Here is a 21,608-nt window from a genome sequence, read left to right as displayed (position 1 = left end):
TGCCGTGATCCTCTCGCCGACGCCACCCGTGCGCCCAGCACGGCCCCATATTCGGCGAGTATCGCGAGGAGACAGTCGGTTGAACACGAGTGCCACCGAGTCCGGCCTGTACGACAGGACGCTCGACAAGAGCAGCTGCGGCGTGGGCTTCATCACCCGCAAGGACGGCATTCAGACCCATGACGTCCTCACCCGGGGCCATCAGGCCCTGTGTGCTGTTCCTCACCGCGGTGGCATGTCTGCGGAGGGTGTCGGCGACGGCGCCGGTGTCTGCGTCGACTTGTCGGTGCCGTTCTTCCGCACGCTGACCGGTCAGGACGACCTCGAGACCGGCCGCTTCGGTGTCGGCAACTTCTTCCTCCCCACCGACGTGGCGTTCCACGGCGACGCGGAGGCCGTCATCGAGCGGGCTCTCGCCGATCAGGGTTTCCACGTGCTGCTCGAGCGTGACGTGCCCGTCGACGCGACCGTGCTCCGGCCCGCCGCCATCCGGCACCAGCTGCCGATCCGGCAGTGGGTGTTCACCGCGCCCGACGCGTGCGCCGACGAGACCGAGTTCGACCGTCGCATCCACGACGCCCTGCTCGCGATCGAGGCCGTCGCGTACACCCAGCCCGATCTGGCCGGGCTGTACCCGCTGTCGCTGAGCGCCCGCACCCAGGTGCTCAAGGGCCGCCTCAACTCGAACGAGGTGATGCCCTACTTCCAGGACCTCGTCGACCCGGCGCACGCCATCCACACCCTGTACTTCCACACCCGGTTCTCGACGAACACCGACCCGCACCCGACGATGGCGCAGCCGTTCCGTCTGATGGCGCACAACGGCGAGCTCAACACGGACAAGAAGAACCGCCTGTCCGAGACGGCGCTCGCTCGTGCCCGCAACCGGGAGATCGTCCGCCCGCACGGCCAGTCCGACAGTTGCCGCCTGGACCAGACGCTGCAGAGCCGGGTGGTGGAGGACGGTCTCGACCTGGTGACCGCGGTGGTGTCGATGATGCCGCCGGCGTGGGAGAACGACTCCACCCTGTCGTCCGAGGTCCGGGCGATGCTCGAGTACTTCTCGCTGTACGAGGAGAAGAACGACGGCCCGGCGGCGCTGATCTTCGGTGACGGCACCGTCGTCGGCGCCCGGCTCGACCGGCTCGGACTGCGTCCGCTGCGCTCGGTGGAGACGGACGAGTACCTGTGCGTCACGTCCGAGGCCGGACAGATCGACTTCGACCCCGAGACGGTCCTGCACCGCGGACGCATCGAGGCCGGCGGAATGCTGTACTTCGACCACCGTGAGGGCCGCTCGTACTCCACCGACGAGGCACTCGAGCTGCTCGCCTCCCGGAACGACTACCCGACGCTCGTCGCGGAGGCTCGCCGGACCATCGAGGCGCTGCCCGAGGTCGAGGCCGAGCCGGGACCGCTGCGGTACAACGGCGACCTCGAGCGCACCCAGCGCTACGTCGCGTACTCGCACAACCAGGAAAGCTTCAAGTTCATGATGGACCCGATGCTCGCGTCGGGTCAGGAGAAGATCTCCGCGATGGGCTACGGCAAAGCCATCAACGCGCTCTCCGATCAGGAAGGCGGGGTGGCCAAGTACTTCTCGCAGCGGTTCGCCCAGGTCACAAACCCTTCGCTCGACAGCATCCGCGAGGCCGACGGCATGACGCTGCGCGTCGCGCTGGGCGCCAAGCCGAACAGCGGGGCGCGGTCGGCGCCGCAGATCGTGGTGCCGTCGCCGATCCTCACCCACATGGACATGCTGCGGATCCGCAAGCAGTCCGAGACGCCGGTGCAGCGTTTCCCGATGCTGTACACCCCCGACCACGGTGACTCCGCCGCCAACGCGGCCGCACTCGAGGCCGCGGTCGACGGGCTGTGCGACGAGGTGGAGTCGTTCGCCCGCGAGCAGGGCGGCATCGCGATCGTCACCGACCGCCACGTGGCCACCGACCGCGCCGCGCTGCCGATGATCGTGGCGATCTCCGCTGTCAACCAGCGGCTGATCGAGGAGGGCCTGCGCCTGCGGGTGTCTGTCGTCGCGGAGAGCGGTCAGATCTCGTCGTCGCACCATGTGGCCGCCGCCCTCGGTTTCGGCGCCGCCGCGATCTACCCGCTCGCCGTCCGCCTGCGCGCCGAGGAGAAGTTCGCCGACGAGGCGGATGTGGCGTTCAAGCGGTTCGCGAAGGCCGCCGAGAAGTCGCTGATGAAGACGATGGGCCGGGTCGGCCTGTGCACCGCCGAAAGCTACATCGGCGGCGAGTTCTTCGAACCCAACTACCTCGACACCGACGACCGGGTGCTGCGCCGCTACTTCGCGAACGTGAAGACGCCGGTGGGTGGCGTCGGGTTCGCCGTCATCGCGCAGGCCGTCGCCGACTGGCACCAGCGCGCCCTGACGGTCACCGGGGAGAAGGACGTCCCGCTGCTCGGTCTGTTCAAGGAGCGCGCGGAAGGCGCCGGTCACTCGTACGGCACGGCGGCCGTGCGTGGCTTCGTCGACCTCACCGAGGAGCCCATCTCGTTCGACACGGCGGGCACGCAGGACCACACGGAATCGCTGCGACTGCTGCCGCTGAACCGGCTCGAGGACGCGTTCGGCCTCGACGACGACGCCTACCGCAACGCCGGCTTCCAGAAGCTGACACCCGAGGCGATCGACCGCTTCGAGATCACCCCCGGCTACCGCGCCTTCGCGCGGACCATGGCCGAGGAGCGCACCCGTCGTCCCGCAGCGCTGCGCGACGTGCTGGATCTGCCTGCCGACGTCACGTTCCTCACCACGGCAGCCGAGTTCCGCAAGCAGATGGGCCGCTTCTCCCGCAAGGGCAACAACAGCTTCGCGGTGCGCGGACTCGAATCCGAGGCCCTCGGCGAGGACCGGTTCCGGCTCCGGCTCACCGGCCCCCACGCGGGCGAGGCCCGCGTGCTGGCGGCGCTCGGCGAATCGCTGGCGATGCGGTTCGGCGACGACCTCCTCGAGCACAGCGTGGACGGCGATGCCCTGCTCGTGCGCACGTCCGGTGAGGCGCTGCGATGTCTGTCGCTGCTGCGCACCGCTCCGGCGAGCCTGCCGATCGAGCAGGTGCAGAAGGCCAGCGAGATCACCCCGTTCCTCACGTCCGGCGCCATGAGCCACGGCGCGTTGAACTCCAACGCGCACGAGGCCGTCGCGCACGGCACCAACATGGTCGGCGGCATGTCGAACAGCGGTGAGGGCGGCGAGCACATCTCGCGCTACGGCACCATCCGCGGTTCCCGGATCAAGCAGTTCGCGTCCGGCCGCTTCGGTGTGTGGGCCGGGTATTTGGCCGACCCGATGCTCGAGGAACTCGAGATCAAGATCGCGCAGGGCGCCAAGCCGGGCGAGGGCGGGCAGCTGCCCGCACCCAAGGTGACCGTCGAGATCGCGGCCGCGCGTGGCGGCACCCCCGGTGTCGAACTCGTCTCTCCCCCACCGCATCACGACACGTACTCCATCGAGGACCTCGCGCAGCTGATCCACGACTGCAAGGCGGCGCGGGTCCGCGTCATCGTCAAGCTCGTGTCCTCGGAGGGCATCGGCACCATCGCGGTGGGTGTCGCGAAGGCCGGCGCCGACGTCATCAATGTCGCGGGCAACACCGGCGGCACCGGTGCCGCGGCGGTGACCAGCCTCAAGTACGCCGGACGTTCGGCGGAGATCGGTGTCGCCGAGGTTCATCAGGCGTTGTGCGCCAACGGGTTGCGGCAGAAGGTGCTGCTCCGGTGCTCCGGGGCGCACCAGACGGCGAGCGACGTCGTGAAGTCGGCGCTGCTCGGCGCCGACAGCTTCGAGTTCGGCACCACCGCGCTGATGATGCTCAAGTGCGTCATGGCCAAGAACTGCAACGTCAAGTGCCCGGCCGGTCTGACCACCAATCCCGAGCTGTTCGACGGTGATCCGCGGGCGATGGCGCAGTACCTGCTGAACATCGCGCACGAGACCCGTGAGGTGCTGGCCGAGCTGGGGATGTCCTCGCTGCGCGAGGCCCGGGGCCGCTCGGATCTGCTGCAGCTCCTCGACCACCCGTCGAGCGTCGGCCAGCTCGACCTGCGCGCGATGCTCGCCGTGGTCGAGGAAGTGACCATCGGCGATCCGGTGTACCTGGAGAAGGACTACACGCTCGACGACGGCTGGCTCGTGCAGCTGCGCGCCGCGCTGGTCGAGCAGGGTGAGGCCACGATCGAGCTCGGCGACGGGGTGCACCTGAGCAACCGCAACAAGAGTGTCGGCGCCCAGCTGGCGGTCGACATCGAGCGGATGCTGAACCACGAGCTCACCGATGTCGAACTGCCCGCGGTGCTCCGCGACGAGCGCGGCCGCGGCTACCTGCGCGACGGCAGCGTCCGGATCGCCACGTCCGGATCCGCGGGCCTGTCGTACGGTGCGTTCTGCAACGACGGCATGACCCTCGTCCACACCGGCACCGCCAACGACGGCGTCGGCAAGGGCGCCAACGGCGGCAGCATCGTCGTGCGCTCGCCCGGTGGCGGCTCCGATCTGCACGGCGGCAACGTGCTGATCGGCAACTTCGCACTGTTCGGCGCCACCGGTGGGCGCACGTTCGTCGAGGGTCAGGCGGGCGACCGTTTCGCCGTCCGCAATTCGGGTGCCACCGCGGTGGTCGAGGGTGTCGGCGACTTCGCGTGCGAGTACATGACCAACGGCGCCGTCCTCAACCTCGGCGGCTTCGGCAAGGGTGTCGGCAACGGTATGAGCGGTGGCTTCGTCTACCAGTACGACCCCGAGGGCAAGCTGCCCGGCAAGGCCAGCGCGGACTCGATCCTGCTCGGCTCCATCACCGGCGACGACGAGCACGCGGCGCTGCACCGTCAGGCCGTGCACGTGCTGCTCGGGTGGCACCTCGAGGCCACCGGTTCCGCCAAGGCGGCATGGTTGCTCGAGAACTGGGAGACCGAACAGCACCACTTCGTGTACGGCATGCCGCGCGCACTGCTGCAGTACCAGGACAGCGACGAGATCCTGAAGGCCAAGCCCCGCAAGGAGCTCGCCGACGAACTCGCCGCCGCACTGGTCGCGCACCAGGTGCGCAAGTTCAAGCTGGACTACCGGGACGGTCACGCGGTGCTGGACGGCGCCGTGCCCGGCTACGGCGAGGCCGACACCGAAGCCATGTTCGCACTGCTGAACAACTACACGGTGCTGAACGCGGCGCAGGAGATGGCGCTGTCCAAGCTGCCGGGTGCCGCGGATCCGTCCGATCCGGCGGTCGACAAGGCCGTCCGCAACCTGCTGCTCACCGAGGACTTCTTCCTCATGCAGCGGTTGCAGCGGTACGCGCGGGAAGCGTTGAAGGACTACAGCGACGAGGACCTGGCCGTGATGGTGGCGGCCAAGCGTCTCGCCGACTACAAGGATGCGCTGCGCCGCCGCAACGTGCGGTCCATCGACGCCCCCGGCACGTACGGCTGGATCCTGCACCAGGACGCCAAGAACGTCGACAAGATCGGCCGGCTGCCCGGTTTCGAGGAGCTGTTCGCGCAGCACGCTCTCCCCGATCTGATCCCCACGAGAGACGTGGTCCCCTCATGAAATTGCCCTACATCCCCCAGGACGCCCCGTTCAGCGAGGACCAGCGCGTGTGGCTCACCGGCTTCCTCGCCGGCATGAGTTCGCGCCTGGTCGTCGGCGGCTCCGACGCGCCCGCCGCGGCGGGCGGTGGGCAGTTGCCCGCCATGCACGTGCTGTATGGCAGCCAGACCGGGAACGCCGAGGGTGTCGCGGAAGACGCTGCGGCCGCGGCCCGTTCGCAGGGCTTCGCGCCGGTGGTGAGCGCGCTCGACGACGTCGACACGGACGCCCTCGCCGCCATGCACCGCGTCCTCGTCGTCACCTCCACCTACGGTGAGGGTGAGATGCCGGACAACGCCGAGCTGTTCTGGCAGGCGCTGGCGGCGGAGACCGCGCCGCGACTGGAGAACACCGACTTCGCCGTCCTCGCGCTCGGCGACACCGGCTACGACGGGTACTGCCAGGCCGGCAAGATGATCGACACCCGGCTCGAGCAGCTCGGTGCCCGCCGCGTCACTCCGCGCGTCGACTGCGACGTCGACTACGAGGACACCGCCGCCGCGTGGGTCGCCGACACCCTCCCCCTGTTCGCGGCCGTCGAGGGCATGCGCGGCGAGTCCCCCGTCGCCGATGTCGCCGAGCCCGAGACGAAGCCGGCCCGGAAGCGGTCGCAGTGGAACCGCAAGAACCCCTACGCGTCCACGCTCTCCGTGAACCGGCGGCTGTCGAGTGACACGTCCGCGAAGGAGATCCGGCACTACGAGTTCGCGCTCGCCGACAGCGGTCTCGAGTACGAGGCCGGTGACGCGCTCGGTGTGATGCCGATAAACGATCCCGCGCTCGTCGACGCCCTGGTGTCCCGGCTGGGCATCCCGGCGGATGCCGCCGTCACCGGCAAGGAGCGACCGTTCAGCGATCTCCTGCTGCACGGGTACGAGATCTCCACGCCGAGCCACGAATTCATCGACGAGATCGAGAAGCGGGCGGGCGACGAAGAACTGAGCCACGTGCTGCGGCACGGCGACAAGGAAGCCCTCGACGCCTGGTTGTGGGGCAAGGACGTGCTCGACCTGCTGCTCCTCGAACCGTCGGTGACCCTGACCGCGGACGAGTTCGTCGGGCTGCTGAAGCCGTTGCAGCACAGGGCGTATTCCATCTCGTCCAGCCCACTCGCCAACCCCGGCAGCGTGCACCTGACCGTCGCCAGCGTCCGCCACAGCTCGGCCGGACGCGACCGCGGCGGCGTGTGCTCCACGTTCCTCGCCGATCGGATCGCCGAGGGTGGCAGCGGCGGGATCTTCGTGTCGAAGAACAAGTCGTTCCGCGTCCCCGCGAACGACGACGCACCGATGATCATGGTCGGCCCCGGCACCGGCATCGCGCCGTTCCGCGCGTTCCTGCAGGAACGGCAGGCGCGAGGCGCGTCGGGACGCAACTGGCTGTTCTTCGGCGACCAGCACCGAGCGTCGGACTACATCTACGAGGACGAGATCGGCGCGATGAGCGACAGCGGTCTCCTCACCCGCCTCGACCTCGCCTTCTCCCGCGACCAGGCGGAGAAGATCTACGTGCAGAACCGGATGGTCGAGAACGGCGCGGAGTTGTTCGCCTGGCTCGAGGACGGCGGCCACTTCTACGTCTGTGGCGACGCCACCCGGATGGCGAAGGACGTCGACCGGGCCCTGCACGAGGTCGTCGCCACCCATGGCACCCTTTCCACCGAGCAGGCCGCCGACTACGTGACCAAGCTCAAGAAGGAAAAGCGCTACCTGCGCGACGTGTACTGACCACGTCGGCAGCAACTCACGAGGAGCAAGAACAATGGCAGTGGTGATTCTGTACGGCAGCGAGGGCGGAACCTCCGAACTGGTGGCCGACAACATCGCCGACGTGCTCGGCGACTACGGCGACACGTCCCTGTACGACATGATGGAGTTCGACGCGGGCGATCTCGACCCCGAGAATTTCCACGTCATCGTGTGCTCCACCTATGGTGAGGGCGAGCTGCCCACCGGCGCGGAACCCTTCTTCGAGGGTCTCGAGGAGGACGAACCCGACCTCACCGGTGTGCAGTTCGCGCTGTTCGGCCTCGGCGACAAGGTGTACGAGGAGACCTACAACCGCGGCGGCGAGATCATCGCGGAGAAGCTCGTCTCCCTCGGCGCGGTCCAGGTGGGCGAACACGGCAGGCACGACGGGTCCAGCTCGATCCGCCCGAAGGATCAGGCCGAGGAGTGGGCCAAGAACATCGGCGAGGAATTCCTCGGATAGCACCTCACACGGGTAGTCGCGACTGCACGCTCCGCACCCAGTCGCGGCTCCCGTCGAGGTAGCGGTCCCGCGCCGACGCGAACAGGCGGACGCTGTCGGCGCCGGGCCAGTCCGCGGGCAGCATCCCGGTAGGCAGGCCCGGGTCGATGTACGGGATGATGCGCCATTCGTCGAGCAGCGGGACGAAGCGGACGAACGCGTCGCGCGGCGACACCTCCTCTGCGGCAGACAGCGCGACCCGGTGGCGGTCCAGGAAGTCGCGGTGCCGCCCGGCGATGCCGCCCAGATCCCACCACCGCGTCGCCGCGGCCCCCATCGAATCGGGGACGAACACCGCCGTGGACACGAACGTGGTCACGTACTCGGACAGGCCCAGCGCGGCGACGATGTCCTGGACCTCGCCGGCGAGGTACTCGGGGGCGATCCACAGGCCGGGCGACACGGTTCCGCAGCCGATCCAGCCGAGTCGCCTGCGCAACTGGTGCCGCACCGCCCGTTGCGATTCGGGGATGGTGAACGAGATCAGCCGCCAGGGGTCGGTGTCCGCCATCTGACGGAAGCCGAAGATCCGCGGATCGCCGCGCCTGAACATCGCCTCGGCCTGCTCGGTCACCTCGTACCCGCTCCGCCCGTCGCGGGTCAGCGGCCGTAGCACCCCCTTCTTCTTCAGGCGGGCCACCGCGATGCGCGTCGATTCGGACGGGATACCGACGGCCTGCATCAATTCCACGAAGTCGGCGATCGCCACCCACCCGCCGAGGTCGCGCACGTACGCGCCGAGGACCGTGCGGATCAGCGACGTCGCGCTGCCGGGCCGCGAATCGAAGTCGTCGAGGATCGCGCTCGCCGGTTCAGTCGGTGAGTTCATCACGGATCGCGAGTATCCCGGCGCACACCTCACCGAAGCTGGTACTCAACGGGCTCAGGCCGAGCCGAAGCCCCTGCGGGGCCCGGAAGTCGGGGATGACGCCCTTCGTCCACAGTCGCTCGACGACGGTCTGGAACCGCGGGTGGTCGATGATGACGTGACCACCCCGTTCGGCGGAATCCTCCGGCGACCCGATCTCCGCACCCAGCGGAACCAGAAATTCGCGCACGAGGTCGAGTGCGTACTCGGTGAGCGCGATCGACTTGGCGCGCACGGCGTCCATGCCGACCTCGTCGAGGAGTGCGAGGGTGTCCTGCAGCGCGATCATGCCGAGGACCGACGGCGTTCCGCTGATCACCCGCCGGATGCCGGGCGCCGGGCGGTAGCCCTGCTCCATCGCGAACGGGTTGTCGCGGCCCATCCAGCCCCAGATCGGCTGCACGAAGTCCTGCTGATGGTCGGCACGAACGTAGGCGAACGCCGGTGATCCCGGTCCGCCGTTCAGATACTTGTACGTGCACCCGACCGCCAGATCGACACCCCACGTGTCGAGTTCGAGGGGAACCGAGCCGACGGAGTGACACAGGTCGAGCAGCAGGAGCGCACCGGCGTCGTGTGTCACGCGAGCGGCGCCGGCGGCGTCGACCAGGTACCCGGAGCGGTAGGCGACGTGGCTGAGCACGACGAGCGCGGTGCGTTCGGAGACCACGGACTTCAGGTCGTCGACGGTGACGCCGCCCCGGGTATCGGACTCGATCCACCGGAGCGTGAGCCCGAGTTCTCCCGCGACGGCCTCGAGCACGTACCGGTCCGTCGGAAAGTTGTCGCGGTCCACGACGATCTCGGTGCGGTCCGGCCGCAACGCGAGCGCACCTCGCGCGAGTTTGTACAGCAGGACCGTCGTCGAGTCGCCGATGGTGGTCTGCCCGGCGGCCGCGCCGAGCGCCACCCTCGCGAGTGTGTCACCGATCGTGATCGGCAGGTCGTACCACTCCTCGTCCCACCCGCGGATGAGCCGGCCACCCCACGACTGGGTGACGAAGACGCCTATCCGCTCGGCGCTCGCCTTGGTGGGTCGGCCGAGCGAGTTGCCGTCGAGGTAGGCGGGCACCGAGGGGTCGTCGGCGCCGATGAACAGGTCGCGGTACGGGCGCAGCGGGTCCACGGCGTCGAGTTCGGCGGCGCGGGCAGCCGGCACATCGGTCGAGGTGGTCATCATCGTCCGATCTCGGTGCGCACGGCCAGCAGTTCCGGGAAGAACGTCAGTTCCAGCGCCTTCTGCAGGAATCCCACTCCGCTGGACCCTCCCGTTCCGGATTTCATGCCGATGGTCCGCAGCACCGTGCGCATGTGACGGAAGCGCCACAGCTGAAAGTTCTCCTCGAGGTCGACGAACTCCTCGAAGGCCTCGTAGACGGCCCAGTGTTCGTCGTGGTTCTCGTAGACGAACTTGATCAGGGGCAGCAAATCCTCGTTCAGCGTGTAGGCGGCGGTCACGTCGCGGTCCAGCGCGGAGGCCGGCACGTCGTACCCGAGCCGCGCCAGACACTGCCAGAACGCGTCGTACAGGCTCGGCTCGGCGAGGAGCCGTTCGAGCAGATCGTGGGCGGCGGGATCGGCGTCGAACACCGCAAGCATTCCGGCGTTCTTGTTGCCGAGCACGAACTCGACGGCGCGGTACTGGTACGACTGGAACCCGGACGAATTGCCGAGGAACCGGCGGAACTCCGAGTACTCGGTGGGGGTCAGCGTGGCCAGCACCGACCACTGTTCGGTCAGCGTCTTCTGGATGTGCTTGACGCGGGCCACGCACTTGAGCGCCCGGCCGATCTCGTCCTCGTCGAAAGCGGCTCGGGCGGCGAGCGTTTCGTGCAGGACGAGCTTCAGCCAGAGTTCGGTGGTCTGGTGCTGGATGATGAACAGCAGTTCGTCGTGATGCTCCGGCCGGCTCACCGGTTTCTGCGCGCTCAGCAGGGTGTCGAGGTTGAGGTACGAGGCGTAGCTCATCCGCTCGCTGAAGTCGGTGACGATGTCTTTCTCGATGGCTCTGGTGTTGGCCTGCACGCCCATGACCGTCCTCACTGCTGGTGTTCGAGTACCGGGCTCCCGACCTCCATATTACATAATCGTGGCGACCGCTACAGTTGTCGAATACGCGCTTCGTAGCTCGGCGATTGACCAGACGTCACGGACCCCACCGACGCTTACCGTTCCGCGTCAGCAGGAGCTGTGAGCGTGGTGGTGGTCGTCGGTGTGGGTCTCGTCGTCCGCGTCGGTAGCTCTGGTGGCGGCAGCATCCAGGTAGTGGTCGGCTCCGACGAGCGTGTCACCGGGAGCACCTCGAACGACGTCTGCACCACCATGGACGGGGTCGGCAGACACCGCAGACCGGCCACCTGGAAACCGCGACTGCCGCGGTTCGGCACCGCCGCGCGGAAGTCGGCGACGCTGCCGACCTGACGGGTCTCGCCCAGGACACGATCGCCGAACTCCACCGCCCACGGCCCGCCACAGGTCGGAAGACTCGTCGCGTGGTACTGGATGCGGTCGCCCGGCTGCCCGCGCGGCGGAGTGAGGACGAGGACCGGCCCGGCGGGATCGAGCATGCGCGTCGCGTCCCTGTCGGGTTCGCCCGACGCACCGCCGCCGGTGTGGACTGCGAGCAGGACAGCAACCGACCCGACGAATACCGTCGTCACCAACCAGGGTGTCTGCCGCACCGACCTCACCTCGCACCCTCAATTATGCGGCTTCGCCGTCCGTGCGCACCGACTCAGCGCGCATCCGAGAGAAGACCACGCACAGAGCCACCTCACCCAAGGACACGAACACCCCTGGCCAGATGTCATCACGGGTACGTACGGTGACCCGGTGAGCGAACCAGCGCGCAGAGTCGCCATCGTCTTCGCCCCCGGCGTGGTGGCGCACCGCGGAACCGCGGAGGAACTCGTGGGCCGGGCACTGGATGCGCGCGGCCTGACCGGTGAGTTGACGTTCGCCGCGGACACCGCCGGGTTGGAGCGGGCCGTGCGGTCGGCGGCGGGGCGAGGCGAGTTCATCGCCGTGCCCGGTGCCGGGGCCTCCTTCCCCGCCCCGGCCGGCGGAGCGATCCGCGTCGATTTCGTGGAGTGCGAGGCCGACCGCTCGCCGGGCACCCGGGTCCACATCCGGGGGCGCGGACTCGACGGACTCCGCTACGCCGTCGACAGCTGGTATCACCACCGCTTCCACCCCGGACGGACCGTCCGCTACGGCGACCACCCCGATCAGCGAGTGGAACTGCGGATCCCGGGCGGCGACGGCCCCTTCCCCGTCGCCGTGCTGATCCACGGCGGATTCTGGCGTCCGCGTTGGGATTCCGACTTGATGGACGCGCTGGCAGTCGACCTGACGGCCCGCGGGTACGTCACCTGGAATGTCGAGTACCGGCGGGGCACGGAGAACCGATGGGCAGCAATGGCGTCCGATGTCGCCGACGCCGTGCAGGCTGTCGCGACGGTGCCGGAGGCGGACCCGGAGCGGGTCGTGATTCTCGGCCACTCGGCCGGTGCTCAGCTCGCGCTCCGCGCCGCCGCCGACGCCGCGACCGAGGACGCAGCGGTTCGTCCGACACTGGCCGTCAGCCTCGCCGGGGTGCTGAATCTGCGACTCGCCGGCGAACGCCACCTCGGCGAGGGCGCGGTGGCGGACGCCGTCGGCGGCGACCGGGCCGGCGACCGTGCGACGTACGAACGGTCGTCGCCGATCGAGCGACTGCCGCTGGGCACCGCTCAGCTAGTGGTGTGCGCCGTCGACGACGAGCCGGACATGCTGGAGATGAGCAGGGAATACCACGACGCCGCCGCGGCGACCCCCGACGACGTCGTCCGGATCGAGGGGCCCGGCGATCACTTCACCGTCATCGATCCGGAGAGCGAGATCTGGCGAAGGACCGCAGAGGCGATCGACGCCCGGATCAGACCTCGGACAGCGTCGACTCCACCGCCCGCAGCCCGGACCCGGCCCGGCCGCGGAGCAGATCCGCGCACCTCTCGGCCATCGTCATGACCGTGATGTTCGGGTTGACGTGCGGCAGTTTCGGCATCGCCGACGCGTCGACCACCCGCAGTCCTCGAACCCCCTTGACGCGCAGTTCCGGGTCGAGCACCGCCATCGGATCGTCGACGGCGCCCATGCGGGCCGTGCCCGCGGGGTGATACACCGTGTTGTGGGTCTTGTGGATGTAGTCGAGGATCTCGGCGTCCGTCACCGCGTCGGGTCCCGGCGCCAGTTCGCGGGCAATCCACCCGCGTAGCGCCTTCTGCTCGGCGATCGTTCGGGCCAGCTTCACCCCGGACAACATCACCCGGTCGTCGTGGCCCTCGCTGTCGGTGAAGTACCGGGGGTCGACCTTCGCGCGATCGCGGAAGTCCCGCGACCGCAGCCGGACCGTTCCGCGGGAGCGGCCCTGAGTGACGTTGGGTGTCAGGCAGAATCCGTTGTCGGTGGTCGGGTAACCCCACCGCAGGGTGTTCATGTCGAACGGGACGCTGCCGTAGTGCATCATCAGGTCGGGATGGTTCAGGCCCTCCCGGGTGGTCGCGAACAGTCCGATCTCCCACCACTGCGTCGATTCGGTGACCATCGGCTGGGACGCCTCCCAGAACACGAGGCCCTCGACGTGATCGTCGAGGTTCGAGCCGACACCGGGCGAGTCGACGCGCACGGGGATCCCGAACTCCGCGAGATGCTCCGCCGGACCGATACCCGACAGCATCAGGAGCTTCGGGGTGTCGATCGCCCCGGCCGTCACCACCACCTCCCGTCGCGCCGACACCGTGTCGTAGCCGGTGAGGTCGGGACGCTGGTACCGGACGCCCGTCGCCGTCTGCTGTTCGTCGAACAGGATCTCGCTCACCCAGCAGCCGGTCCGGACCTCCAGGTTGGGCCGGGTCCCGAGGATCGGGTGCAGGTACGCGTGCGACGACGACATCCGGGTGCCGTCCTCGGACGCGTTGATCTGGAACCATCCGGCGCCGTTGAGCACCGTTCCGCCGCGGTTGAATGCGACGGTCGGCAGACCGACCGCGGCGGCGGCGTCGAGAACCGCTCGGCCGCAGGGGTCGTTCGGCGGGACGTCCCGCAGCCGCACGGGCCCGCTGCGGCCGTGCCCGTCGCCGGGGGCGTCGTTGCTCTCGAGCCGGCTGACGTACGGGAGGATGTCGCGCGCACCCCAACCCGACGCCCCCATCGCCTCCCAGTCGTCGAGTGCCTCGGCCGGCGGCCAGAATGCGATACACGAGTTGTGGGACGAGCAGCCACCGAGGACCTTGGCCCGGGCGTGCCGCATGAAGCTGTTGCCCTTCTCCTGTGGCTCGACGGGGTAGTCCCAGTCGTACCCGGAGTCGAGCAGATGCATCCACTGCGACAGCTCGAGGATCGCCCGGTCCCCGACGTCGGACGGGCCCGCCTCGAGCAGGCACACCGTTACCGACCGGTCTTCGCTCAGACGTGCCGCGAGTGCGCAGCCCGCGCTGCCACCGCCCGCGATCACGTAGTCGAATTCCCCTGCAGTGCTCTTCGATTCGCCGTCGGTCATCGGGCGAGCTCCTTGTCGTTCGGTTCGGATTCCGGCGCGGTCGTTACCACCGCCGCGCAGTGTGACGTCAACGTTCCGATGTGGTGCCGGCCGGTGGTGAGGTACCACAGCAGGCCGAACCCGAGGATGATGCCGATGTAGACGAAGGCGCCCCAGGTGTTGTACCAAGGTTCCCCGTACACGGCCTCGCGTGGCCACGCGAGGTTGAGGGCCATCCCGATTCCCCAGACGAGTGCGACGATGTTGACGGGCAGTCCCCATCTGCCCATCGTGAAGTAGCCGCCCTCCTTCAGGTCCCGCGGCGGCCACTCACCCCGCAGCCGTTTCTTCAGCATCGGTCCGGTGACCATCAGGTAGGCCAGGTAGATCATGATGATCGCGATCGACGTGAGCACGGTGAAGATGTGCGGTTGACCGATGTTGACCACCAGGATCAGCGCGGCCACCACCCCGATGGTCACCGCAGGCACGATGGGTGTCCGCGTGCGCGGGTGGACGCGGGCGAGCCGCTCACCGAACGGGAGGGCGTTGTCGCGGGCCATGGCGAAGGTCAGCCGGATCGCGGCGGTGTGCACCGCCAGCGAGCAGACCGTCACCGCAATCACGATGCACACCAGGAAGATCGTGCCCAGCGGACCCCACATCACCTGCTCCACGATGTACTGCAGGCTGCCGTCCGACGCGCCGATCTTCGGATCGTCGAGGTCGGGTGCCGCCATCACGGCGAACACGAGGATCGCGCCGCCGATCACGAACGACGCGAGGATCGCACGGAAGATCGCCTTGGGGGCGGTGCGGCGGGGTTCGACCGTCTCCTCGCCCAGCGAACTCGCGGTGTCGAAGCCGTACATCACGTAACCCGACGCGAGCGTCGCCACCAGGAACGCACCGAGGTATCCGCCGCTTTCGCCTGCGCCGTACCCGTGGGTGGAGAAGAACACCTGCGGGCCGCGGGTCATGTTGGCGGCGAGGATGATCGCGATCAGCACCGCCGCGATGATCTCGATGAACACCCCGGCGCTGTTGATCATCGCCATGAGACGGACACCGAGCGCGTTGACGACGGTGGTGAAGCCGATCATCACCGTCCCGAGAATGACGGCGTTGGTGGCGAAGTCGTGTTCTCCGGTGCCGTCACCGACGATCTGGAAGCCGCTCCACAGCCGCGGCAGGTTGAGCTGCAGCGCCAGCACAACGGCCGACAGGGTGACGATCGACGCGGTGAGCATCAGCCAGCCCGCGGACCACCCCACTACTCTGCTGCCGAGCGTCTTCGCCCAGTTGTACACGGAGCCGGCGATCGGATACTTGGCGGCCAGCTCCATGAAGCAGAGCGCCACGGCGAGCTGGCCGACGAACACCAGCGGCCACGACCACAGGTAGGCGGGGCCTGCGGTGCCGAATCCGAAGTAGAACAACTGGAAAGTGCCGGTCAGGATGGAGATGTAGCTGACGCCCGCGGCGAAGCTCGCGAACTTGCCGATACTGCGATCGAGGGACTCCTTGTAGCCGAACTCCTCGAGTCCACTGTCGTGATCGCCGGTCGTATTGTCGGTACTGGTCATTCGATCACTTCCTGAGAAGGTGAGTAGGCCTGCTCGCGCGCCCCTGCCGGGAGCACGTCAGGTCGCGGTGAACCAACCCGCGAGAGGCGAGGTCGTGTTGTTCCAGATGTGTTTGACTTCCTGGTATTCGGAGAGCCCGGCCGGTCCGAGTTCGCGCCCGTTGCCGGACTTCTTGAATCCGCCCCATTCCGCCGCCGCGGTGTAGTAGCCGAAGTCGTTGAGCCACACGGTCCCGTGGCGCAGGCGGCGCACCACCCGTTCGCCGCGGGCAGCGTCCGACGTCCGGACTCCGGCGGCGAGGCCGTACTCGGTGTCGTTGCCGAGCCGGACCGCGTCCTCCTCGGTGGTGAACCTCTCGACCGTGAGAATGGGCCCGAACGTTTCCTCCTGCACGATGCGCATGGACCGGTCGCAGTGGTCGAAGATGGTGGGCAGGTAGTAGCTACCACCGTCGAGCGCGGGATCGGCGGGCCGGGAGCCACCCGTCCGGAGCACCGCCCCTTCGGAGATACCCAGTGCCACATAGGCTTCGATCTTGTCGCGCTGTGCGGTCGACACGAGCGGTCCGGTCTCGGTGCCGGGATCGAGCCCCGGGCCGACGCGGATGGCCTCGGCGCGCGAGACGAGGGCGGCGACGAAGTCGTCGGCGATCGACTCCTCCACGATCAGCCGCGTCCCCGCCGAGCACACCTGCCCCGAATGCAGGAAGACGCCGGTGAGCACCTGGTCGACCGACGACTCCCACTCGGCGTCCGCGAACACGATGTGCGGGTTCTTCCCGCCGAGTTCCACGGCGACCTTCGTGACGTGCTTCGCGGCCGTCTCCAGGATGGTGGTGCCGGTCGCGAGTCCACCGGTGAACGAGATGAAGTCGACGTCACCGGTGTCGGTCAGCGCGGGTCCGAGGTCGGCGCCGCTCCCCTGCACCAGGTTGACGACACCGGCGGGCACACCCGCCTCCTCGATCAGCCGGGCGAACGCGATCGTGCTCAGTGGCGTGACTTCACTGGGCTTGAGCACCATCGTGCAGCCGGCGGCCAGCGCGGGTGCCACCTTCCAGGAGATCTGGAGCAGCGGGTAGTTCCACGGCGCGATGAGGACGCACACCCCGATCGGTTCGCGAACGACCCGGGAGACGACGGCGGGGTCACCCACGTCGACCAGCCGGTCGCTGGAGACGAGGGCCAGCCGGGCGTAGTACCGGAATACGGAGACGACGTCGTCGATGTCGATTCGGCTTTCCACCAACGTCTTACCGGTGTCCAGCGTCTCGATACGCGCCAATTCCTCCTTGTCGCGCTCGAGCAGATCCGCGATACGCGACAGGAGCGACGACCGCGCGGCGACCGCCGTCTGAGGCCAGTCCCCGGCGTCGAAGGCCGCCCGGGCCGCCTGCACGGCTCGCCCGGCGTCTTCGGGCGACGCCTCGTCGACCGTGGCGATCACGTTCCCGGTCGCCGGGTCGATGCAGTCGCGGGTGCGGCCCGACGTCGCCGCGACCCACTCCCCCGCGATGAAATTCACCTTCCCGAACAACCTCTGGACGCCCTGATCCGCGGATAGTGCCGTCATCTTCATACTGTGTCCGAAACCCTCTCGTGTGCATACCTTTTCGATGAACCGACGATGAGCGGATCACGGGAGAGGTCCCGATACAGCGAGAAGCACAATCCGATCATCACCAGGAGGAACGGCGCGGCCGCGATGATCGTCATCGTCTGCAGACCCTGCAGGGCGTCCGAGCCGCCGGTCCAGAGGATGAGTGCCGCGGTGCCCCCGGTGAGGGTTCCCCAGAAGATGACGACCCACGTGCTCGGTTCTCGTGCACCCCGCTGCGACAGAGTGCCCATCACCAGGGACGCGGCGTCCGCGCCGGATACGAAGAAGATCGCGACCAGCACCATGACCAGCACGGTGGCAAACCCCGTCAACGGCAGATGGTCGAGCATCCCGAACAACTGGCCTTCGGTCGACGAACGCGCCGCCAGGTCGACTCCGTCCTGCTGCTGTCCGATGCCTGCGCCGCCGAACACCGCGAACCATACGAGGCTGACCGAGGTGGGAATGACGATCACGCCGATAACGAACTGCCGGATGGTGCGGCCGCGGCTGATCCGGGCGAGGAACATTCCGACGAACGGAGTCCACGACACCCACCACGCCCAGTAGAAGATCGTCCACGACGACAGCCAGGACGCCGTGTCGTCGCCGGAACTCGCGGCCGTCCGTCCCGACATGGTGGCGAGTTGCGCCGCGTAGTCCGCGATCGCGGTGGGGAGCAGATTGAGGATGAGTACGGTGGGACCGAGCACGAACACGAACAGCGCGAGAATCACCGCCAGCACCATGTTGATGTTGGACAGCCAGTGGATGCCCCGCGCGACTCCCGACACCGCCGAACCGACGAACGCGAACGTCAAGAGCCCAACGAGGGCAACGAGCGCGAACGTGCCGACGTGGCCCATCCAGCCGATGATCTCGAGACCGGAACCGATCTGCAGTGCGCCGAGTCCGAGCGACGCGGCGGTGCCGAACATCGTCGCGATGATCGCGAGGATGTCGATGACCTTCCCCACGGCGCCCTCCGAGCGGCGACCGAGGAGAGGGAAGAACGCGGCACTGATGAGCTGCTTGCGGCCACGCCGGTAGGAGCCGTACGCAATCGACAACCCGACGACCGCGTAGATCGCCCACGGATGCAGACCCCAGTGGAACATCGTCGTGGCCATCGCCGACCCGACGGATCCGTCCGTTCCCGGCGGCGGGCTCACCAGATGGGCGAGCGGTTCGGCGACGCCGTAGAACATCAATCCGATTCCCATGCCGGCGCTGAACATCATCGCGATCCAGCTCACCGTGCGGAACTCCGGTTTCTCGCCGTCGCGGCCGAGCGGAATCCGGCCGTACCGGGAGAACGCGAGGAAGAGTGAGAAGACGACGAACGCCGACGACGCGGCGATGAACAGCCAACCGAGGTCGGCCACCAGCCAGTCCAGCGCCGCGGTCGACACGACCGAGAGGTTCTCCGGTGCCAGCAGTCCCCAGAGGATGAGTCCGACACCAAGCGCCGCGGCCGTGCCGAACACCACCTTGTCGACGCTCCGCCGCCCCTCGCCGTCGGACGGCGCCGCCGCCTGCTGCTCCTGCGCCTGGTGTCGGGGTTGCGAATCGACACCGTTCACCCTGGGAGAGTCGGTCACCCTCGGTTGCTCGCCGGCGTAGGTCATCGGGGATCCCCGCTCAGCCTTTCGAGTAGCCAGTCGTGGAATTCGCCGATGTGGTGTTCCGCGGGCACCAGCACACCCCCGTTCCGGTACGCCTTCGACGCCATCGTGGGCTGGGTCCGCTCACAGGCGTCGAAGTCCTGCTGGTTGACCCGGTGGAACAGCTCCACCGAACGGGAGACGTCGCGACCCGACGCGGTGACCTCCGGGGAGTACAGCCAGTCGCATTCGACGATGGTGCGATCCGCGGACACGGGGTACATGCGGTGGAAGATGACGTGGTCGGGCACGAGGTTGACGAAAACCTGCGGCCGGATCGTGATGGCGTAGTACTTGCGGTCCTGGTCGGGACTGATGCCGGACAACGACTCGAATCCGCCGGTTCCGTCGATGGTGAATCCCTCGACGTCGTCACCGAAGGCGGCACCGTGCCCCACGAAGTACTGTGCGGCAAGGCCGTCCGCGAACTCGGGAAGTACCTCGGTGAGCTCGGGGTGGATGGTCGCGCAGTGGTAACACTCCATGAAGTTCTCGATGATCAGCTTCCAGTTGGCCGCGACGTCGTAGACGATCCGGCGGCCGAGTTCCAGGGTTCCGATCTGGTACCGGTCGATGGCGGCCGGATCACCGAGTCGTTCGGTGACGGCGCCGACGACCTCGTCCTCGAACGACGGCGGTTCGTCGGCCAGGCACACCCATGCGTAGCCGAGCCATTCGCGAAGCGCGACCGGCACCAGTCCGTACCGAACCCGGTCGATGTCGGCTCCGGTCTCGTCCCGCAGCGCGGCCATGTTGGGGGCGGCCACCAGTTTGCCGTCGAGTCCGTACGTCCACGCGTGGTAGGGGCACTGCAGGTTTCTGCGGATCTGCCCTTCGTCCTCGGTGCACAGCATGGCGCCGCGGTGCCGGCAGATGTTGAGGAAGGCGCGCAGTTCCCCGTCGCGGCCGCGGACGAGGAGCACGCTCTCCCGGCCCACCGTGATCTTCCGGAAGGCTCCGGGGTCGGCGAGATCGGCGGCGCGGACGGCGCAGAACCACATCGCCTCGAACAGGTTCTCCTGTTCGTCCGTGAAGATGTCGGCGTCGGTGTAGTACCGGCCACCGAGGGTGGGGATCAGTGCCGGTGCGGGCGTGGAGGCGGGAGCGGGGGCTTGAACGTCCGGAGCGGACATAGATGTCACCGTTTCTTTCGTTGCCGGGAAAGATGCGTGTCGGTCGAGCTGTGACCTGATGTCTGTGTGCGTAGGGGGCGCAGATCGCAGGGGGCGTCGTTGCCGAGAGTGACGACATGCGTGCCCGATCCGCGGCGACCGTCCGAACAGCGGACAGCTGTTCCCGCCGAGTCATCGCGGCGTCAGCATTGTTGCGTCATCAGCAACGCTATGCGATTTACACAACTTAGACTGTGGCCCGCGGACGTGTCAAACATCACATTCGACACTTCTTTCGCGGACGCGACACGACCGAAACACCGCGTTAACCGCGGACGGCCGGAACCCGGACAAACGGGACTATCCGTTCGTCCCGCCTTGAGGGAGAAGCACTTCCGGGCGTTCAGTCACCCGCGCCGACGGATTGCTGCGCTTCGATCCGCGCGACCGCGTCGGCGAGTTCGAGCGCCACGGCCTCGAACCGCTCAGGAGCAAGCCGGTACTCCGGCCCGGACACACAGATCGACGCGACGATCCGGTTGGTGACCTTGCTCCGCACCGGCACGGCGATGGAATTGAGCCCCGCTTCGAGTTCCTCGGCCGTGGACGCCCACCCGCGCGACCGCACGTGCTCGAGTTCGACGTCGAACGCCCGGAAGTCGGTGATCGTGTTGGGAGTGAGCGGGCGCAATTGCGGCCCCAGCCGACTCCGGAGCTGGCCGGACGTCAATTCCGAGACCAGGACCTTGCCGGTCGCGGTCGCGTGCGCCGGGGTCACCTGACCCACCCAGGTACGCAGCGCGACGTGGCGATCGCTGCGGGCCTCGAGCACGTTGAGGGTCGCCGCACCGTCCAGTACCGCGAGGTTGACCGTCTCCCCGAAGGCATCGGCCAGGCGGTCGCACTCCGGCTGCGCAACCTCGACGAGCCCGCTCTGCGCGACCGTGGCCTCGGCCAATCGCACTACCGCGAATCCGAGCTGATACTTGCCGCGGACACCCGCTTCCTCCACGAATCCGCGTTGCTGCAGCGACGCAATCAGGCGTGACACGGTCGATTTGTGCACGCCGAGACGCACGGCGATCTCCGAGGCGCCGACACGGCCTTCTGCCGCGACTATCTCGAGCACGTCGATGGCACGTTCCACGGCGTGCACTGTCTTCGCCTTTCCTTCCGTTCCCTGGGCCGCGGGCGCCGTTGCCTCGGATTCACTCATGCCCCGAGGTTATGCCCACCGACTTCGGGAACGCAGTTTTTACACGCGAATGCTTGACACCGTGGGGCAGCACCGGAGAGCATTGTGTTGCACAGCTTGCAAGTCGTCGCGCATAGCGCAACAACCGCTCCACAACTTGTCCTTCCTCCCCGACGTTTCGGAGGTATCGAGTGATTCTCGATAA

Annotated in this window: 14 protein-coding genes; 4 read left to right on the top strand and 10 right to left on the bottom strand. The window is 68.0% G+C overall.

Annotated elements, in window-relative coordinates; genetic code table 11:
- Window positions 1-79 precede the first annotated feature (79 nt).
- From QM841_RS05355 to QM841_RS05345, 3 genes are read left to right on the top strand one after another with little or no spacing between them, the layout of a single operon-like run.
- A complete protein-coding gene (locus tag QM841_RS05355) occupies window positions 80-5,572 on the top strand; it encodes a glutamate synthase-related protein (protein WP_283331178.1) in 5,493 nt (1,830 codons plus the stop codon).
- Complete coding sequence (locus QM841_RS05350; protein ID WP_283331177.1) at window positions 5,569-7,338, top strand: sulfite reductase subunit alpha; 1,770 nt, start codon at window positions 5,569-5,571, stop codon at window positions 7,336-7,338. Before QM841_RS05355 ends, QM841_RS05350 begins: the two co-directional genes overlap by 4 nt.
- A 34-nt stretch (window positions 7,339-7,372) precedes the next feature.
- Complete coding sequence (locus tag QM841_RS05345) at window positions 7,373-7,822, top strand: flavodoxin domain-containing protein (RefSeq protein WP_005252412.1); 450 nt, start codon at window positions 7,373-7,375, stop codon at window positions 7,820-7,822.
- Window positions 7,823-7,826: 4 nt separating this feature from the next.
- On the opposite strand, the gene QM841_RS05340 is transcribed toward QM841_RS05345, so the two are convergent.
- The 4 genes from QM841_RS05340 to QM841_RS05325 all read right to left on the bottom strand — a co-directional run bounded on the left by QM841_RS05340 (window position 7,827) and on the right by QM841_RS05325 (window position 11,410).
- A complete protein-coding gene (locus QM841_RS05340; RefSeq protein WP_283331176.1) occupies window positions 7,827-8,690 on the bottom strand; it encodes a PaaX family transcriptional regulator in 864 nt (287 codons plus the stop codon).
- Window positions 8,674-9,909, bottom strand: coding sequence for a kynureninase (locus QM841_RS05335; RefSeq protein WP_283331175.1), 1,236 nt, complete (start codon window positions 9,907-9,909; stop codon window positions 8,674-8,676). Before QM841_RS05335 ends, QM841_RS05340 begins: the two co-directional genes overlap by 17 nt.
- Window positions 9,906-10,760 carry a tryptophan 2,3-dioxygenase gene (locus QM841_RS05330; RefSeq protein WP_283331174.1) on the bottom strand — a complete coding sequence of 285 codons (855 nt, stop codon included), beginning with the start codon at window positions 10,758-10,760 and terminating at the stop codon, window positions 9,906-9,908. Before QM841_RS05330 ends, QM841_RS05335 begins: the two co-directional genes overlap by 4 nt.
- Window positions 10,761-10,894: 134 nt before the next feature.
- The gene (locus QM841_RS05325) at window positions 10,895-11,410 is read right to left on the bottom strand and encodes a hypothetical protein (RefSeq protein WP_283331173.1); all 516 of its coding nucleotides are present in this window, start codon (window positions 11,408-11,410) and stop codon (window positions 10,895-10,897) included.
- 151 nt (window positions 11,411-11,561) lie between these two features.
- Here QM841_RS05325 and QM841_RS05320 point away from each other — a divergent pair, with 151 nt between their 5' ends.
- Complete coding sequence (locus tag QM841_RS05320; protein ID WP_283331172.1) at window positions 11,562-12,737, top strand: alpha/beta hydrolase family protein; 1,176 nt, start codon at window positions 11,562-11,564, stop codon at window positions 12,735-12,737.
- Here the strand turns inward: QM841_RS05320 and QM841_RS05315 are convergent.
- The 6 genes from QM841_RS05315 to QM841_RS05290 form a co-directional block, all read right to left on the bottom strand.
- Complete coding sequence (locus QM841_RS05315; RefSeq protein WP_283331171.1) at window positions 12,646-14,268, bottom strand: GMC family oxidoreductase; 1,623 nt, start codon at window positions 14,266-14,268, stop codon at window positions 12,646-12,648. The two genes, QM841_RS05320 and QM841_RS05315, sit on opposite strands and share 92 nt — an antisense overlap.
- Window positions 14,265-15,833 (bottom strand): APC family permease, encoded by a 1,569-nt coding sequence (locus tag QM841_RS05310; RefSeq protein WP_283331170.1) that lies wholly within the window; start codon window positions 15,831-15,833, stop codon window positions 14,265-14,267. The genes QM841_RS05315 and QM841_RS05310 overlap by 4 nt, the downstream gene beginning before the upstream one ends.
- Window positions 15,834-15,890: 57 nt before the next feature.
- Window positions 15,891-17,411, bottom strand: coding sequence for an aldehyde dehydrogenase family protein (locus QM841_RS05305; protein ID WP_283331169.1), 1,521 nt, complete (start codon window positions 17,409-17,411; stop codon window positions 15,891-15,893).
- Complete coding sequence (locus QM841_RS05300) at window positions 17,408-19,060, bottom strand: BCCT family transporter (protein WP_283331168.1); 1,653 nt, start codon at window positions 19,058-19,060, stop codon at window positions 17,408-17,410. The genes QM841_RS05305 and QM841_RS05300 overlap by 4 nt, the downstream gene beginning before the upstream one ends.
- On the bottom strand, window positions 19,057-20,229 hold the full coding sequence (locus QM841_RS05295; protein ID WP_283331167.1) for an aromatic ring-hydroxylating oxygenase subunit alpha: 1,173 nt from the start codon (window positions 20,227-20,229) through the stop codon (window positions 19,057-19,059). Before QM841_RS05295 ends, QM841_RS05300 begins: the two co-directional genes overlap by 4 nt.
- A 382-nt stretch (window positions 20,230-20,611) precedes the next feature.
- Complete coding sequence (locus QM841_RS05290) at window positions 20,612-21,424, bottom strand: IclR family transcriptional regulator (RefSeq protein ID WP_283331166.1); 813 nt, start codon at window positions 21,422-21,424, stop codon at window positions 20,612-20,614.
- Window positions 21,425-21,608: the final 184 nt, after the last annotated feature.

Origin of the sequence: Rhodococcus sp. IEGM 1307, assembly GCF_030056915.1 — a bacterium.
In the GTDB taxonomy this organism is placed as follows: domain Bacteria; phylum Actinomycetota; class Actinomycetes; order Mycobacteriales; family Mycobacteriaceae; genus Rhodococcus_F; species Rhodococcus_F opacus_D.
Note: the sequence above shows the minus strand (reverse complement) of the source record. Positions and strands in the feature narration are given on the sequence as shown.